The sequence below is a fragment of the Rothia mucilaginosa genome (genome assembly GCF_049990865.1).
Lineage (GTDB): Bacteria > Actinomycetota > Actinomycetes > Actinomycetales > Micrococcaceae > Rothia > Rothia mucilaginosa_I.
The window spans coordinates 173,493-190,384 of sequence record NZ_CP188231.1; the positions used below are offsets into that span (position 1 = coordinate 173,493).

General features: G+C 63.9%; 14 protein-coding genes. 10 read left to right on the forward strand and 4 right to left on the reverse strand.

Features of this window, described 5'->3' with window-relative positions; genetic code table 11:
- The first annotated feature begins 104 nt into the window (after positions 1-104).
- Both ACP3RB_RS00735 and ACP3RB_RS00740 read left to right on the forward strand, forming a co-directional pair.
- Positions 105-587, forward strand: a complete 483-nt coding sequence (locus ACP3RB_RS00735; RefSeq protein ID WP_426699160.1) for a RidA family protein — start codon at positions 105-107, stop codon at positions 585-587.
- Complete coding sequence (locus ACP3RB_RS00740) at positions 580-1,755, forward strand: NUDIX hydrolase (protein WP_426699161.1); 1,176 nt, start codon at positions 580-582, stop codon at positions 1,753-1,755. Before ACP3RB_RS00735 ends, ACP3RB_RS00740 begins: the two co-directional genes overlap by 8 nt.
- 157 nt (positions 1,756-1,912) lie before the next feature.
- Here ACP3RB_RS00740 and ACP3RB_RS00745 read toward each other — a convergent pair whose 3' ends face one another.
- Positions 1,913-2,590: a Crp/Fnr family transcriptional regulator gene (locus tag ACP3RB_RS00745; protein WP_060824333.1), complete on the reverse strand. Its 678-nt coding sequence runs from the start codon at positions 2,588-2,590 to the stop codon at positions 1,913-1,915.
- Between the two features lie 363 nt (positions 2,591-2,953).
- Between ACP3RB_RS00745 and ACP3RB_RS00750 the strand changes: the two genes are divergently transcribed.
- A complete protein-coding gene (locus ACP3RB_RS00750; RefSeq protein ID WP_426699162.1) occupies positions 2,954-4,132 on the forward strand; it encodes a MarP family serine protease in 1,179 nt (392 codons plus the stop codon).
- 139 nt (positions 4,133-4,271) lie between these two features.
- Here the strand turns inward: ACP3RB_RS00750 and aroQ are convergent, their stop codons facing one another.
- Entirely contained in the window at positions 4,272-4,712 is a 441-nt protein-coding gene (gene aroQ / locus ACP3RB_RS00755; protein WP_044150130.1) for a type II 3-dehydroquinate dehydratase, read from the reverse strand.
- A gap of 149 nt (positions 4,713-4,861) precedes the next feature.
- Here aroQ and nth point away from each other — a divergent pair, with 149 nt between their 5' ends.
- Positions 4,862-5,788 carry an endonuclease III gene (gene nth, locus ACP3RB_RS00760; protein WP_426699163.1) on the forward strand — a complete coding sequence of 309 codons (927 nt, stop codon included), beginning with the start codon at positions 4,862-4,864 and terminating at the stop codon, positions 5,786-5,788.
- A 45-nt stretch (positions 5,789-5,833) separates the two neighbouring features.
- Positions 5,834-6,619 (forward strand): NUDIX hydrolase, encoded by a 786-nt coding sequence (locus ACP3RB_RS00765; RefSeq protein ID WP_426699164.1) that lies wholly within the window; start codon positions 5,834-5,836, stop codon positions 6,617-6,619.
- Between the two features lie 129 nt (positions 6,620-6,748).
- Here the strand turns inward: ACP3RB_RS00765 and ACP3RB_RS00770 are convergent, their stop codons facing one another.
- Positions 6,749-8,746, reverse strand: a complete 1,998-nt coding sequence (locus tag ACP3RB_RS00770; protein WP_426699165.1) for a bifunctional 3'-5' exonuclease/DNA polymerase — start codon at positions 8,744-8,746, stop codon at positions 6,749-6,751.
- A 292-nt stretch (positions 8,747-9,038) separates the two neighbouring features.
- Between ACP3RB_RS00770 and ACP3RB_RS00775 the strand changes: the two genes are divergently transcribed.
- The 5 genes from ACP3RB_RS00775 (at position 9,039) to ACP3RB_RS00795 (ending at position 13,903) form a co-directional block, all read left to right on the forward strand.
- Positions 9,039-10,601, forward strand: coding sequence for a CpaF family protein (locus ACP3RB_RS00775; protein WP_426699166.1), 1,563 nt, complete (start codon positions 9,039-9,041; stop codon positions 10,599-10,601).
- 41 nt (positions 10,602-10,642) lie between these two features.
- Positions 10,643-11,935, forward strand: coding sequence for a type II secretion system F family protein (locus ACP3RB_RS00780; RefSeq protein WP_426699167.1), 1,293 nt, complete (start codon positions 10,643-10,645; stop codon positions 11,933-11,935).
- Between the two features lie 129 nt (positions 11,936-12,064).
- Entirely contained in the window at positions 12,065-12,730 is a 666-nt protein-coding gene (locus tag ACP3RB_RS00785; protein ID WP_426699168.1) for a DUF4244 domain-containing protein, read from the forward strand.
- Positions 12,731-12,885: 155 nt separating this feature from the next.
- The gene (locus ACP3RB_RS00790; protein WP_426699169.1) at positions 12,886-13,323 is read left to right on the forward strand and encodes a TadE family type IV pilus minor pilin; all 438 of its coding nucleotides are present in this window, start codon (positions 12,886-12,888) and stop codon (positions 13,321-13,323) included.
- Positions 13,310-13,903, forward strand: coding sequence for an Rv3654c family TadE-like protein (locus ACP3RB_RS00795; RefSeq protein WP_426699170.1), 594 nt, complete (start codon positions 13,310-13,312; stop codon positions 13,901-13,903). Before ACP3RB_RS00790 ends, ACP3RB_RS00795 begins: the two co-directional genes overlap by 14 nt.
- 59 nt (positions 13,904-13,962) lie before the next feature.
- Here the strand turns inward: ACP3RB_RS00795 and ACP3RB_RS00800 are convergent, their stop codons facing one another.
- Positions 13,963-16,725, reverse strand: a complete 2,763-nt coding sequence (locus tag ACP3RB_RS00800) for a DEAD/DEAH box helicase (RefSeq protein WP_426699171.1) — start codon at positions 16,723-16,725, stop codon at positions 13,963-13,965.
- Between the last annotated feature and the right edge of the window lie 167 nt (positions 16,726-16,892).

The window sequence follows — 16,892 nt, forward strand, 5'->3', positions numbered from 1 at the left end:
GGTTAGCCGTTTAACAGCTGCCTGAATATCAGTAGCGTTTAGGTTTACGGCATTTCCCCTATCACCGTTTGGGTGCCAGCACCCGCCATCCTTCTGGAGTAATCATGACTGAATCCCGTATTGAAGCACGTATCCGCGAACTCGGTTACGAACTGCCCGTAGCACCCGCCCCCGTTGCTGCTTATGTTCCCGCGGTAACCTCCGGCTCCTACGTGTACACCTCCGGTCAGCTGCCCTTCGTCGACGGCGTCCTGCCCGAAACCGGTAAGGTGTCCGACTCCGGCGCTGAAGGCTTCGTGACCCCCGAGGACGCTAAGAAGTACGCGGGTATCTGCCTGCTCAATGCCCTGGCAGCAGTCAAGTCCGTTATTGGCGACCTGGACCGCGTGCAGCGCGTCGTGAAGGTTGTTGGTTTCGTGGCATCCGAGGTGAACTTCACCGCTCAGCCCGCCGTCATTAACGGCGCCTCCGAACTGCTCGGCGAAATCTTCGGCGAGGCAGGCCAGCACGCCCGCTCCGCCGTGGGTGTTCCCGTTCTTCCCCTCGATTCGCCCGTAGAGGTCGAGATCATCGTTGAGTATGTCTAAGCTGTACACCGGCGCTCTGCCGCTGTCTGCTATTCGTGCTGCCCAAGCTCAGCGGGCAGCGCAGAACGCTCCTGACAAGACTGCACGCACCGAATCCGCACGAGACAATGGCACCGCCCAAAACATCAAGACTCTACCCCTGCCGGTGCAGGAACGCCGCTTCGGTACTCCCACTCCGGCTGAGGGTGTGGAGCGCCCCCGCATGTTTACCGGCCGCCAGTCTGTGCCTAACCCGCGAACCTCCTGCATTCAGCGTCTCTACACGATTCCTGAGTTCATGCGCACCGCCGCCGAAAGCTGGCGCGAAGGCGGTAACGAAGGAGCGACCGGCTGCACGATGCGCCAGGCGGCATCCGTTATTTTTGTGCGCGATGGCGACAACGGCCTCGAAACGATTCTGACCTACCGCCCCGGCACCTCTCCGCTGGGCGTGGTGGCGTTCCCCGGCGGTACGGCTCTTCCCGGTGATGATGAGTCTGCCTCCTGGGTTGGCCCCGGCGCTGACTACTGGCAGGAACAATTCCACTTCTCCGATATTACGCAGGCACGCCGCAGCGTCATGGCTGCTGTGCGTGAATCCTTCGAAGAGACCGGCATTCTGCTTGCTGGCGAGGACGAACAGGACGTCGTGGAACGCTCCAGCACGCCCGAGTTCATGGCCTGGCGCGAGGCAGTTGCGGCTCAGGATAAGAGCTTCTCGGACTTCTTGACCTCCAGCGGTTTGAGTGTGCGTGCCGACCTGCTGCGCCCGGTCGCCCGTTGGCAGTCCCCGGACTTCTTCCTCAAGCGCTACGATATCGCCTACTTCAGCACGGCTCTGCCCGTCGGGCAGGATCCGAAGCTACTACTCGGTAAGGGAGTGTGGGGTGACTGGCTGAACGTGCGCGAACTGCTCGAAGCCAAGGACACCAGCGAACTGGGCGACCGCATCGGCCAACCCAACACGGTGGGCCGTACCTTGGACCAGCTCATCACCCCCGGTGTGATGTGCCTGCTCGAATCGCTGGCGAAGGCTCAGACCTCCGTGGCGTGGCTGTCCAAGCGCCGCAAGATTGAGGTGAAGAAGCCCGTGCTCGTGACCCACAACGGTGCGTGCATGCTCTCCTTTACCGAGGTGGTTCCGGCTACGACCGGTTCCGTGTACACCGGCGCGATGGGCGTGCTCTAACGGGCTTGCCGCATCCGCCCGCTCGTGAACTCTTATGAGATGAAGCGTTAAAGAATTCAGGAGCCGTTTCCCCATGCAGAGGGAAACGGCTCCTGATCTATTTAAGTCGCGTGTCTTTCAGCGAGGGCGCCCTAGAATGCCCTAACTCAAAGAGGCTTTAGCGGGAACGCTGGCGCAGGCGGGGCAGATCCAGAATGACAACCGCGCGTGCCTCCAGGCGGATCCAACCGCGGGAAACGAACTCGGCAAGAGCCTTGTTCACGGTCTCGCGGGATGCACCAACCAGCTGTGCCAGCTCTTCCTGAGTCAGCTCGTGAGCAACGAGCACGCCGTCGGTCGCGGGGCGGCCGAAGCGGTCAGCCAGGTCCAGCAGTGCCTTAGCGAGGCGGCCGGGAACGTCAGAGAAGACCAGGTCAGCCAGTGCCTCATTAGCGTGGCGCAGGCGGCGAGCCAGAGTCTTAATGATCTGATCGGAGATCGTGGGGTCCAGCTGCTGTGCACGTTTGAAGGACTCGTGCTTGATGGCAGCCAGGCGAGTCTCAGAAACAGCCACAGCGTTGGTCGAACGGGGCGAAGGATCGAAGAGAGCCATCTCGCCGAAGACGTCACCGGGACCCATGATTGCGACCATGTTCTCGCGGCCGTCAGCGGCGGTGCGACCCAGCTTGACCTTACCGGAGAGCACAGCGAAGAGCTGGTCGTCCTGGTCGCCCTCGTAGAAGAGGACAGCGTTGCGGGAGAGGTCAATCTCCTGAATATCATCGGTCAGCAGAGCGAAAGCTGCGTCGTCGAGGTTAGCAAAGAGAGGGGTGCGACGGAGGATCTCGAGATCCATAAAGTTCTCCTAGATATGAGGTGATGAGCCGAAGCTCGTAAATGTTCAGTGAGTGAGCCCGAACCGGTGTCATGCGTCTCAACATCTGAAATGTGAGAAGGCTCAAGCTAGTGTGACATATTCAACTGATATGAGCGTACCCTAAAAAAGTGCTTTATGCATTCCAATAGGACAAGCTTTACAACAAAAGTTATTTCTTTCGGGCAAATTCAAAGCTTCCCCACAGGTTCGGCACCTAATATCAAGCATTCAGGTGTGTCCTTTATCGGCCCAACAAACGCCACCACACTCACCGGGCGCAGCCCGCACCAACCACAATGGGCACACCGTGACCATTTCTACCCACCAAGGAGGCAATTAGTCGTGACGACTGGCATCAACCTGCTTGATATTGCTATCCCCATCATTCTGCTGCTCTACTTCCTCGCCGGAGTCCGCAGCGGATTCTTCACCACCCTCGGAACCTTCCTCGGCCTGGGCCTGGGCGTCTGCGCCGCAGCCTGGCTCGTGCCTCTCGCCGTGGCATCCGTGGGATCCCAGTGGAGCCTCATTACCGCCGTCGGCGTGCTCATCATCTGCCTGACCATCGGACAGTGGCTCGGCCTCATCGCCGGACGCACCATCCGCCACGTCACCGACATCACCCCGCTCAAGGGCATTGAACGCTTCTTCGGCGGCGTGCTGAACCTCGCCGCCTGCGCCCTGGTCATGGTCGTACTGACCATCTCCATGCGCACCGTACCCATCCCGCAGCTCAACACTGCGCTCAGCGACTCCAAGACCCTCTCATGGATGGTCGCTGCCACCCCCGAGGTCGTCAAGGACCGCATCAACACGGTACGCAATGACGTGCTCGCCTTCGGAACCATTCCGGAAGTCAGCCAGCTCATCGCCCCCGAAACCAGCGCCCCCACCCAGACCGTAGAATCCGCGGCGCTGGATCGGGCTGCAGCCTCCGTGGTTGAGATTCTGGGCGCTGCAGAGCAGTGCGGCTACACCTCCACCGGCTCCGGCTTCGTGGCAGATAACGGCCTGGTCGTCACCAACGCCCACGTAGTTGCCGGCGTGACCTCCCCGGTCGTACAGGACTCCCGCGGCCGCACCTGGCCCGGCACCGTCGTCTACATGGATAGCGAACAGGACATCGCCTTCATCAGCGTTCCCAAGCTGCCGCTCGAACCGCTGAACATCGGCACCAACGCCGCCGCAGGTAGCCTCGTAACCTTCATGGGCTACCCCAAGGGCGGCCCGTTCAAGGCACTGCCCGCCACCGTGCAGGGCATCGGCAACACCCAGACCATCGACGCCGACACCGGCCGCGCCAACGCCATGCGCCAGGTCTACCAGCTGGCAGCCGACGTGCAGCACGGCAACTCCGGCGGCCCCGTCCTCGATGAAAACGGCAACGTGGTCGGCATGATCTTCGGTAAGGCAACCAGCGGCCAGACCGGCTACGCCGTCACCGCAAGCACCCTCAAGCAGGCACTGGCTGAAGGTGGCGACAACACCGCCGCAGTCTCCACCGGCTCCTGCCGCAAGTAACCAGCCGCTAGATAGCGATAAAAGTTCAGGCTCCCGCCCTCAAGTAAGGAACGGGAGCCTGAACTATTTAACGACAGGACGCGGGGCGCTGTTATTCCGCCAGATGCTGCACTGGGCTAATCGGCAAGATGCTGAGCTGTTATTCCGCCAAGTGCTGAGCGAGGAAATCAACCGCCATGACATAGCCGTACGCACCCGCACCGGCAATCACCGCAGTAGCCTGCGGCGACACAAACGAATGATGACGGAATTCCTCACGGCGATGCACATTCGACAGATGCACCTCAACCACCGGAAGCTCAGCCGCCTCCAGCGCATCGTGCAGCGCCACCGAGGTGTGCGTGTACGCCGCCGGGTTGATAATAATCGCCGCGCCACGAGTACGAGCACGCTGAATCTCATCCACCAGCGCCCCCTCATGATTCGACTGCATAAACTCAACATCAAAACCATGATCCGCCGCGCGCTCACGCACCATACGCTCAATATCGTGCAGAGTGGTGTAGCCGTACACCTCGGGGCGGCGCTGCCCAAGCAGGTTCAAATTCGGTCCGTTAAGCACAAAAATCGTATCTGACATAAAACCAGTGTGGCACAGCGGGCGCCCGCCAAGCGCTAGGCGGCGCGAACTGCCCAGAAAATGATGAGGTACAGAAAATGATGGGGGAGCGAGCCAAGTACGGTGAACCTCGCTACCGCCCACACACCCAAGCCCGGTACCCTCGCGCTATGACCGAGAACGCCACCCAGCCCGCAGCAGACGCACAGAACAACGCAACACAGAACAGTACGGCAGAGAACACCGAATCGCTCCTGCAGATCCGATTCGTTCCCGAATTCAAAGCCGCAGCCGCCGCACGCCGCCTCAACGCACGCGCACCCGAAAGCCACCTCGCCACCGTGCGCCGCGCCCGCAAAATCAACCGCATCCTCGGCGAAACCTACCCCTACGCCGTCGCAGAACTCGACTTCAACAACCCCTTCGAACTGCTCATCGCCACCGTGCTCTCGGCACAAACCACCGACGTGCGCGTCAACTCCGTCACCGGTGCACTCTTCGCACGCTACCCGGACGCCGCCGCGCTCGCCTCCGCACGCACCGAAGAGGTCGAACCCTACATCCAGTCCCTCGGCTTCTACCGCGCCAAGGCACGCTCCATCGTCACGCTCTCCCAGCAGCTCGTCGAACGCCACAACGGGCAGGTTCCCTCAACCCTCGAAGAGCTCGTAGAACTCGCCGGAGTCGGCCGCAAAACCGCGAACGTCGTCCTCGGAAACGCCTTCGACGTGCCCGGACTGACCGTAGACACCCACTTCGGCCGCCTCGCCCGCCGCATGGGATTCACCACCGCAGATGCCCCCGAAGCAGTCGAAAAAGACGTCGCCGAACTCATCGAACGCAAAGACTGGACGCTCTTCTCACACCGCATGGTCTACCACGGCCGCCGCATCTGCCACGCCAAAAAGCCCGCCTGCGGCGTATGCCCCGTCGCCGACCTCTGCCCGTCCTATGGAGCCGGGGAGACGAACGAACAAGCAGCACGTAAACTCATGAAATACGAAATGGCACCCGGCCGAGAAGACCTGCACTTGCGATTCCTGCAGGGCGCAACCCGCCGCGAACTCATGGCAGAAGGCTACCCGCTCAGCGCCTAACGGTGCCTAAACCGGAATGCAGCCGCACAGAAGAGAGGTACACAGATGAGCGCACCCGAGCAGTCGGTACACCCTGAGCAGGCGGGGCAGGACGCGCAGCACCCCGCCCAGCAGGCACTGGCGGCTCTCGCAGCAGGCGGCGTGGAATTCGACGTCCAAGCCCTGCTGTGTAGCGCACCCGCCAGCCCCCTGAGCAAAGAAGCCGCCGTGCTGATTCTCTTCGGCGTGCTCGACAACTCGCCCTCCACCGGCGAATTTGAAGGCTGCCCCGAAAACGTCAGCGCCGACCTGGATGTACTGCTCCTCGTGCGTGCCGCAACCCTACGCTCACACGCCGGTCAGCCCGCCTTCCCCGGCGGCAAAATCGACCCCGAAGACTATGCGCTCGCCGAAACCACCGGCGAACCCGTCGCCCACATCGCCGCCCTGCGCGAGGCGGTCGAAGAAACCGGGCTCGACCCCGCCGGCGTGCAGATCCTCGGCCAGCTGCACACCCTGCCGCTACCCATCAGCAACTTCATGGTCACCCCCGTCATCGGCTGGTGGAACAGCCCCGTGCCCGTCGAAGTCGTCGACCACAATGAGTCGGCGCTCATCGCCCGCGTGCCCGTGCGTGACCTGCTCAACCCCGCCAATCGGCACACCGCCTACGTCAAACGCGGCCGCACCTCACACCGCACCCCAGCCTTCGAGGTGCGCATGCCCGGCGGCGAAGAATTCACGGTGTGGGGATTCACCGCGATTCTGCTGGACCGAATCTTCGACTCGCTCGGCTGGACTGTGCCCTGGGATCAGAAAAAGATGCGCCCGGCACCCGGCTACGAGGAATAAAAACCAGCTGGATAAGTGCCTGACCAGTGGATATAGGGTGCAGAATAGTGCGCAGATAGGGGCGGCAGGTAGCTTGAATGAAGCTACCTGCCGCCCTATTTTCGCTGTTGCACGGTTATGTACCGCTGATTATTTGCCGTCCGCGTAGTTGCGCACCCGCGCCACCGACACCGGAAAATCAACCGGAACCCGACCGAAGAGCAGACGCGCCGCCTCCGCAGCGCCCTCACGCACAATACGCTCCACGCGATCGGCCTCCAGCTCGGGACCGCACAGCAGAAGCTCATCGTGCAAAAAGTACACAATGCGGGTGCGCATCGGCATACCAAAAATCCGCTCCGACAACAGACGAGAACGCACCGCGCCCATCCAGCACAAAGCCCACTCCGCCGCCGTACCCTGCACAATAAAATTGCGGGTCATACGCCCGTGCGCACGCGCAGTCGACACCGCACGCGACTCAGCCGCCGGCGAAGACCGATCAGCCACAATCTCACGGAAACGCTCATCCACCGGCGGGGACGTACGACCCAAAAAAGTCGTCACCTGACCGCCCGCCTCACCAATACGAGCCGCACGCTCCGTAAACTCCATCGCCTGCGGAAAAAGCGCCGCCACATGCGGCAACAGGGCACCAATCTCACCGCTGCGGCCGCCATACATAATCGCCAGCATACCCACCTTCGCGTGGGAACGCTCCGTCAAACCCACACCCTTCAGGCGCGCCAACTCGGCAATACCCGCATACAGGTCAGCGCCACGACCCGCCGAAGCGAGCGCCTCATCACGGCTCAACGCCGCCAAAATGCGCGGCTCAATCTGCGAGCCATCCGTCACCGTCAGCACCTGACCCTCCGGCGCCTGCACCGCCTGACGAATCTCCGCAGGAAGCTGCAACGCACCACCGCCGGAAGCGCCCCAACGCCCGGTCGCGGCGCCACCCACCTCAAGATGCGGGCGGAACGCACCCTCAGAAACCCAAGTATCAGCCCACGTCCAGCCGTTAGCAGTCCAAATACGGTACAGCTTCTTATAGCGCAGAATCGGGTCAATCAGCGCCCAACGCTTCTGCCGCTGAGCCGGAATCGCATCCGCCCAACTCTTCAACTCCCACGAACGCGTAGACTTCACCGAAACCCCCGCAGACTGCAAAGCACGCAAAAGATCCTGCGGCGAATCAGGGTTCAACGACGGCATAAACAGCATGCGCTGAATCTGCTCCGCCAACTCCTGCATCTTCTGCGGACGCTCCCCGGGTGCCGGGCGCGGACCCAACAACTCGCACAGATGCTCATGATGCGCCTGCACATTAAACGGGATGCCGTAATAGCCAATTTCAGCCGCCACCAACGCACCGGCAGACTCAGCCGCCGCCAAAAGACGCAGCCGCTCCGGGTGCCTCGACGCGCTAATAGCGCGCGCCTGCGCCAGCCACTCACGCATCAGCACACGCACCACCGGATGCTCAGGCAATAGAGTCACCGGGCCCGCCGCCAACTGCGGGGCAAAAGGCTCATGAGGCGTCGCCTCAAGGAAATCGGGGGAGGGGTCTGCGGGGGACTGGGGGGCGTCGGTAGCGGGCGCACTCAAAAAATCGGCGCCGAACAGCTCCTCCTGACCCTGAATCTGCCGCGCCACCGGCAGATATCCCTGAGGCTCCACCGCCTCACGCACATCAGAAAGATCCAGCACCGGGCTGTACTCCACAAAACCGCTCGGATGCGTAGCGGCAGTCACCAAAATTCGCTGCACCAGACGCAAATCATGGCACAGATGCACCCGCACCCCGCGGCGCAGAAGCAGCGGGTCAACGTGGCGGGTATCAGCCCAAATCCAGCGGGAAAAACGCGCCTGCGCCGAATCCGCTGCCTGCCGCTCTACCTCTCGCACATACGCCGGAAGATTCGCCGCGCTCACCCGATCCGCACGCGTAATCCGCGGAATAAAGGTAGGGTCCTGCAATTGCTCAGCGGTCGGCGCCGAAAAATGAAAAGCACCCCACGAGGTCACCGGCTGAGCACCGCGCGAAGACGCACCCGCGGCAATAGCCGAGGTGACCGGGTGCGCGGGGGTACCGGTCTGGGCGGTAATACCCGCGCCGGTGGCAGGACTGAGCAGAACGTACATTCTTCCATTATCGGTGACCGGGTGCGAAGGCGCGTGGTTTGTGGTCGCGGGCGGGCAGTTTGAGGAAGGGGCGGGGGCGGTTTGAGGAAGAGGAGGGCTCGGGATACGTGCGAAAAGTACCTCGGGAGCGAGAGGGCTGAACGCGCCGCGGTTTGTCATAAAAACGTCGGATGCGTGCGTTTTGTTCGTTTGAGGTGCGTGCATCGTGGATATTTCGGGGTGCGCGAGGAGTTATCCACAGAACGCTCATTCTCTTAAAAATTTAGGGTGGGCGCAATGCTCTCCTAGAGCCATGAACCCCACCAGCAATCCCGCCAACCCTAACGGTTACCCGACCCGCACTGCGCAGAATTCCACCACGTATGCGCAGAGCCCAACCGCGAATGCGCCCGATACCCGCGCGCACTCGCTACCCGCCCTGCTCATTCCCGAAGACTACCGCGCCCGCGCCGTCGCCCTGCACGCCCGTGAGCTGATCCTGCGATCGCCGCAGATGAGCGCTATCGCCCTGGGTGGTTTTAGCGGCGGGTTTAGTGTTGGGTTCGGTGGCGGATTCGGTAACGGATTCGGAGCCGGGGTCGAGAAGGCAGGGGAGCGGCCGCCCGCAGAAGGGGGAACTGCCGCTGGCAGTGCAAACACTGTGAGTGCCGCGGACGGCGGGCTACTCCAAGAGTCCCAGCCCCTCCGCGAGATTCTCGAAAACGCCGTGGACGAGGCAATCTGCGCCATCGACGGCGGACAGCCGGGGAACGCGAGCGCAGCAGGGGTGGGCGTGGTGAAGCCCCGAAGATTCCGCGCCAAAACGGTGCAACCCGCGCCCGCCTCCTGGAGCTACCCCAGCGTGGAATACGTGCCCGTCAACCGGCAGACCGCGCTGCGCTATCTCGCCGCGGAACTCTACGGCCTCGGCGCCCTCGACCTGCTCCTTGACGAGGGGCAACGCGCCGGAATCATCACCGACATCTACGTGAACTCGCCCTGCGATATCTGGGTTGGCATCAACGGAACCGTCCGCCCCGTGGCGCTGAGCCTCGGCAATGAGCGGCGCGTGCGTGACCTCGCCGAGCGGCTCATCCGCAGGCACGGCGGGCAGCTGGATGCCGCGCATCCGGCGGCTGACATTAGCGACGAGCACGGCAGGCGCATCCACGCGATTATTCCGCCGCTGAGCGAACGCACCCGGCTCTCCGTGCGCCTACCCGCCCGCGAGCGCCCCACCCTGGCGCAACTACAGGCCACCGGGCTGTGCGATGAGGCGACCGCCGCCTACCTGCGCCGCATGATTGCTGAACGCCGCGGGTTCCTCATTAGCGGGGGCACCGGCACCGGCAAAACCACCCTGCTCAACGCCCTGCTGGGGCTGTGCACGCCGCAGGAGCGCCTCATTCTGCTCGAAGACACTCCGGAACTTGCGCCGCAGCATGAACAGGTTATTGCTCTCAAAACCCGCGCCGCCAACTCCGAGGGCGCGGGCGAAATCGGGCTGGGTGAGCTGATCGTGCAGGCGCTGCGTATGGGCCCGGATCGGCTCGTGGTCGGCGAGTGTCGCGGCGCGGAGGTGGTGCACCTGCTGACCGCCATGAATACAGGTCACCGCGGCGCCGGAACGACCCTGCATGCCAATAGTGCGCAGGCGGTGCCCCTGCGCCTGTGTGCCCTGGGTGCGCTTGCCGGACTGGATAGTAGAACGGTCGCTCTACATACGGCGACGGCTTTTGAACGCATTATCCACCTGGAACACCGGGACGGTCGCCGCCGCATCGAGGGTATCTACAGCCTGCATCCCGCAGTGGAGGGGAGCGAAGAGTATTTGCAGGTCAGGCGCATTTCTACGGGCTCCGAATTGGGGTACTAGCCCCCGTAAAGGGGAAACAGAAAACGTGAAAGGAGGAAGCAATGAAGCAAAACGAGAAGAGTAACGGAAGCCTTCGCGAACGCTGGGCTGAGCGCCTAGCTGGGCCCGCCAGCGCCGAGGAAATGCGCATGTGGCCGCTCATGCTACGCACCCTCGCCCTGAACCTACGCGCCGGCATTCCCCTGCAGGAGGCGGTGCACGCCGACCCGGGCTCTGGGCAGTTTGCGGAGTTCGGGCAGTTTGCGCAGTTCGGGGAGAACGAGCTGGTGCCGGATGCGGGGAAAGCACACGCGAAGAACACAGCCGACCGGAAAAGCGCCTGGAAGAGTGTCCAGAAAAGCGCCCGACCTCGACGGGCACGAGGGCCTTTTTCCGAAGACTACGGGCACAAGCGGTGCGCCGAGGATATTCGCCGCTTCACGCAGGCGCTCGCCACGCTTACCTCCTGGGGTGTCCCCGCACATCTCGCCTGCGCGCAGCTACTTGAAAACAGTGCCCGGATGCGCCCGCACAGCCGCGAGCGTCTGCACGACCTGCAGTTGAGCCTGCGCATGAGTGAGAGTGCCGGTGCGCCGCTTGCCACGAGCCTGGAACGCGCCGCAGAACACGCCGAAGAGCGTATCGACGCGCTCCTGGGCAGGCAGAGCGCGCTCGCCGCGCCGCGCGCCACCGGTAGGATCCTTTCCTGGCTTCCGTTGCTCGGCCTGGGGCTGGGTGTGCTCATGGGAAGTGACCCCGTGGGCGTGCTGACCGGCTCCATTCTCGGGGCGCTCACCGGCATGCTCGGGCTGGGTCTCGCCTTCGCCGGGCGCCGCTGGACCGCCGCGCTCGTGCATCGGGCGGAGATGGAGAGCACTCGGGCCACGAAGGCTGAATCTGAGGCGAAAAAGTCTGCCTCGCCAGCAGGAGCCGTGCCCGTTGATACCGCTCTCGTGCTGGAACTACTCGCCGCGCAGTTGAGAGCCGGGCTTGCACCGCTCGCCGCCCTGGGCACCCTCGCCGATGCGCTCAATAGTCGCCCCCTGCATGCGGTCTGCCAGCGCCTGCAGATGGGCAGTGGCTGGGGGAGCGCTTGGTCGGGCCCCGCGGCGGGAACCTTCAGCGAGCTGCGGGATGCACTCGCCCCCGCCTACACGGGCGGCGCACCTAGCACCGCGCTGCTGCTCTCCCTTGCCGATGCGCACCGCCTCAGCGAACGCCGCGCGGCAGAACGCGCCGCCGGAAAGCTCTCGGTAGCGCTCGTGGTACCCCTCGGGCTGTGCTCGCTGCCCGCTTTTATCTGCTTGGGTATCGTGCCCATCCTCATTTCGCTACTGCCCACGCTGACCGGCTAAAGAATCGTGCCCATAAGTGCTGTTGACCAGCTGAAATGCCGAAAATTTTAGACCCTCGCCCATCTGCCGTGAACGCGGATGAGCACCCACCCCACCCCGAACGAACGGGGCACAACGAAAGGAAAACCAATGACGAACACCCTCTGCGAAGCAATCCGCCACGACCTGCACACTGCCGGCGCTCCGGTAAACGCCCCGGTCGGTGCTCCGCGCGAAATTCAGCCCGCCGCACCCGGTGCAGAAACGCAGACCATTCTGGGCCCCGTGCCGCTGTCCGTTGCCATCGCCACCACCATGAAGCAGCTGCGCGAAGAATGCCCCGAGCTTTTCACTGATACCGGGCTCTTCACTGATACCGAGTTTTTCAGCGATGCTGAACGTTCCGTCGGTGCTGAGCAGAAGCACACCGGCCCCAGGATTGACCCCGCCGAAATGGAGATTGACATGAACACGGATCGTCTGAGCCCCGAGCAGGCGTTGACCATTGCCCACGCGCTCGCCGAGGGTTGCACCCTGGACGAATGCGGCACCACCTGCCGTAGCCTGGGTGAACACGCGCCCGGCTGCGCCGAATATGTGCCCGCTGAGAGTGACGAGAAGGTGCTCGAAGAGTACGCTCCGGCGGGCGATCCGGAGGAGGGTGCCTCCACAGCGGAGTACGGCATTGTGATGCTTGCGGCGGTCGGTTTCGCGGGTCTGCTGGTGCTGATTCTCAAGTCAGATGAGGTGCGTTCCATGCTCCTGGATATTGTGCGTAACGCCCTGTCTATTGCGGGCAATACGGGGCTACTCTAGAAGCCTTGGTCTAGAGATCTTGGGAGGCCTGCCGCAGGGTTTTAGTTTAGATGCTAGATTCTGCGGAAAATCAATCTAGAAAGGAGGAATAAAGAATGAACGCTCATGTGAATTTGGGTGCTTGGGCACGCGCTCTCCCTGCAGGAAAAGCCGGGGTGGGACCTGCACCCTCGACCCCGCACAAGAACCCCGCGGAAGAGGGTGTGATTACCGCCGAATTTGCGGTCGCCCTACCCGCCGTGACGGTGGTGCTCGCCCTCTGCCTGGGCGCCGCCTCCACGGGGGTTGCGCAGCTGAAGGTGGAGGAGTCCGCGCGAACAGCTGCACGAGCCGCCGCCCGCGGAGACTCCGAGGCGCAGATTCGCTCCGCCGTCAGCCGCATCGACCCGGTGCAGAGCGTGCAGATTTCCGTTTCTCCTGATGATGTAGCCGCGGCAGAGGCGGGGCGTGCCCGGCAGGTGCACGTACGGGTGAGCCGCCCCGCCCCCGGCGTGATCGGCTCGGCAACCGGCTGGGTGCTACGGGCGGATGCCCACGCCCGTGTTGAAGGCGGCGGCGGTAGTGAAGAAAGCGCCGGCAATGATGGTGAATAAAAGCTCGGGTCTTGCCCGGTCCGCGGAAGAACACTCCGAGGAGGGCAGTGGCACCGTCCTCGCCCTCACCATTATTGCCGCGCTACTGGTGGTGACCGTGGTGATTGCCGGGCTCATCGGGGTGGTGTCCGCGAACCGCAGGGCTTCCGCAGCCGCCGATTTGAGTGCGCTCGCGGCGGCGGATGCCTACCGCGGGCTCACTGAGGGGGACCCGTGCGCGGTCGCGGCGGATCTTGCCGAACGCCACGGTGCGCACTTGGAATCCTGTACGTTTCCGGATCGCCCCGAAACGGTGGAGGTGACGGTCGCCGTCCCGGTTGCAGGGCCCATGGGTGCGCTGGGCCCGGCGAGGGTGCGTGTCCGCGCCGGAGCTGAACACCCCGAAGAAGAGTATGCCGAAGAAGAACACGCGGCGGGGAACGCGGAGGAGCTGAGCCCCGATGAGGTTGCCGAGCTGGAGGAAGAACTGGAAGCTGAGCGGGACTCAGCGTCGGAACCTCCCGAGCCAGAGAATCCAGCTGAGCCAGAAAACCCCGCAGAATCAGAGAATCCGCCCGAGCCAGAAAGCCCCACCGACTAGGCTATTTACGCTCATCGGGAGTCGTCATCCCAGCATGCACCACGCCTCCTGCAAGCAACCTACGCCTCCGCCATGCTCCGCAGCATCGCCTGCAGTAGCGCCCGCGCGCCGTGCTTGCTGAGCGGCTCGTTGCGGTTGCCGCACTTGGGCGAGTGTACGCAGGAGGGGCAGCCGTTTTCGCATCCGCAGCTTTCGATGGCTTCGAGGGTGGCGCTCAGCCACTGCGCAACCGCGTTGAAGCCGCGTTCGCTAATGCCAGCGCCGCCGGGTGCGGCGTCGTAGACGAAAATGGTGGGCCTGCCGGTGTCCACGTGAAGCAGCGTGGAGAGTCCGCCCAAGTCCCAGCGGTCGCTGGTGGCGATGAGCGGCAGTAGCCCGATGGCGGCGTGCTCGGCGGCGTGCAGGGTGCCGGGGCTGTCCTCTTCGGTCACGCCCGCGCCGAACAGGTAGCTGGGCTCGAAGGTGAACCAGACCGCCTCGGTCATGAGCACTTCCAGCGGCATGGGTTGTGCCTCTTCGCCCAGATATTCGCCGCCGTAGACGGAGAAGCGCCGGTAGCCGGTGACCTGGTCGGTGACCTGAACCTGCCCGCGGTGCATGGTGAGCGGGGCGAGCTGCTGCGCGTCGGTTTCGGGGATGGAGATTTCGGGAACAGGCTCACCGGGAACCGCTTCCCCAACATTTTGCGTACCGTAACTGACCCGCGCACGCTCCGCCAGAATACGCACCTCGGTACTCTCAATGGCGCGCGTGTAGTAGTCCGGGTAGACGCGGCTGAGTAGGATCACGCGCTCGCCCTCGCTGAGGGACTCGACCACGTACTGCGCGTTCTGGTGAATATAAATCGCGCCGGGGTGCCCCTGGCTCATGGCGTGCGCGGCGTCCATGGTGCCAACGAGGGTGCCGTCTTCGGCGTCGATGAGCTGGTAGGGTCCGCCACCGGTGCCGCGGATATCGACCAGGTCGGCGGCTGATTCGGCGTGCGTCCAGTACCAGCCGTCCGGGCGGCGACGCAGGTACCCCTGCTGTACCAGCCGATCCAGCAGGGCGGCTGTGTGCGGTCCGAAGAGGCTCAGTTCTTCGGCGCGGAGGGGTGCCTCCTGCGCGGCGGCGCACAGCTGCGGTGAGAGCACGTACGGGTTCGTCGGGTCGAATACGGTCGCCTCAACTTCCTGCCCGAAAATCGCCTCCGGATGGTGCACTAGGTAGGTGTCGAGCGGGTTGTCGTCGGCAATGAGCACGGCGAGCGCGTCCTGACCGCTTCGACCCGCGCGGCCCACGCGCTGCATGAAGGAGGCGCGGGTACCCGGCCACCCCGCCACGAGTACGGCGTCCAGTCCGGAGATGTCGATGCCTAACTCCAGCGCGGAGGTGCTCGCCAGGCCGAGCAGTTCGCCGTTGCGGAGTTTGCGTTCGAGTTCGCGGCGCTCTTCGGGGGTGTACCCGGCGCGGTATGCGGCGACGCGGTGGGCGAGGCCCGCCTCCACCTCGTCGAGGTAGCGTTGGGTCTTCTGCGAGAGGATTTCTACGCTGCGGCGCGAACCGGCGAAAACCAGCGAGCGGGTGCGGGAAAGCACCAGGTCGGTGAGCATTTGCGCACCCTGCTCCACGGGGGAGACACGGCGCGGCGCCTCCTGCTCAGCCTTCGACTGGACCGCCTGCTGCTGGGTGCTGCGGGCGCCCTTGGCGAGCTGATCGTGCGCCTTGGGCGGCATGAATTCGGGCTCCCAGAGCGCGACGGTGGTTTCACCGCGCGCGGAGGTGGACTCGGTAATGGCGGTGACCGCCTGCTGCGGCACGCCAATGAGCTTGGAGAAAGACTCGACCGGGTTGGAACTGGTTGCGGAGGCGCCGTAGAACACGGGCACGGTGCGGTAGAGCGCGCAGACGCGGCGTAGGCGGCGCAGCAGGTTGGCGATGTGCGCGCCGAAAACGCCGCGGTAGCTGTGCGCCTCGTCGAGCACCACGTAGCGCAGCCCGCGCAGGAAGGACGCCCACTGCCGGTGGTTGCTCAGGATCGAGTAGTTGAGCATGTCCGGGGTGGTGAGGATGAAGTTGGCGTGTTCGCGGATCCAGCGGCGTTCGCCGACGGGGGTGTCGCCGTCGTAGCTTGCCGCGTGGAGTCCGGGTAGGTTGTAGGAGGTGAGGGCGGTGAGCTGGTCGGCGGAGAGTGCTTTCGCCGGCGAAATGTAGAGAACGTTCGCTCTATTATTGAGATTTTCCGCCACAGAATACGCGGAAGTTGAGCTCACCGGATCGCCGCAGGATGCGCGGTAGATAGCGTCCAGAGTGGGCATTAGGTAGCTCAGGGTCTTGCCCGAGGCGGTACCCGTCGCCACGATCACGTGCCTGCCGCTGCCGGTACCATTCGCGTCTTCGGCGCGCGCTGCCGCCGACCCCTCAATACGCCCCGCCTGCCAGCCGTAGCGTGCCGCGCTCGCCGCCAGCGCCGCATCCAGACCCGCGTGGGCGGCGTTCGCCGCCTGCACCTGGTGGGCGTAGGGCTCGGCAATACCGAGTGATTCAAAAGCCTCCACCACGCGCGGATGCAACCACTGCGGCCACGGCGCATAGCTCGCCTCCCTGGCGGCAATGGTGTGAATATGGGTCACCTGCTCGGGCAGGGTTCCGGTGCGTTCCGCCTCCGGCAGTAGGGGTGCCAGTACCTGCTGTGCGCTCGCGGGCAACTCGCGGTAACGCAGCACTTTTGGGCGCGCCGCAGACTGCACCTGCTCGGGTTGCTGCTCGGGCCGGTGCGCGGGCTGCTGGTCGGAGTGCTGGTTGGTGTTCTGCGAAGGGGTGCTGTGCGGCATGGGTTCCATTGTAGAGCGGCGGGCTACAACCCGACCTGCCGCCGGTCGCTCGCTACCCTGAGCGTCGGCTCCGAACCCGCTCGAATCCTGCCCCGGCTCCGAGTTCAACCCCGAACCTAACCCCGCCCCAGCATCGCTCCTGCACCGCCTCCAGCACCGCCGACCCCGTAGTCAGC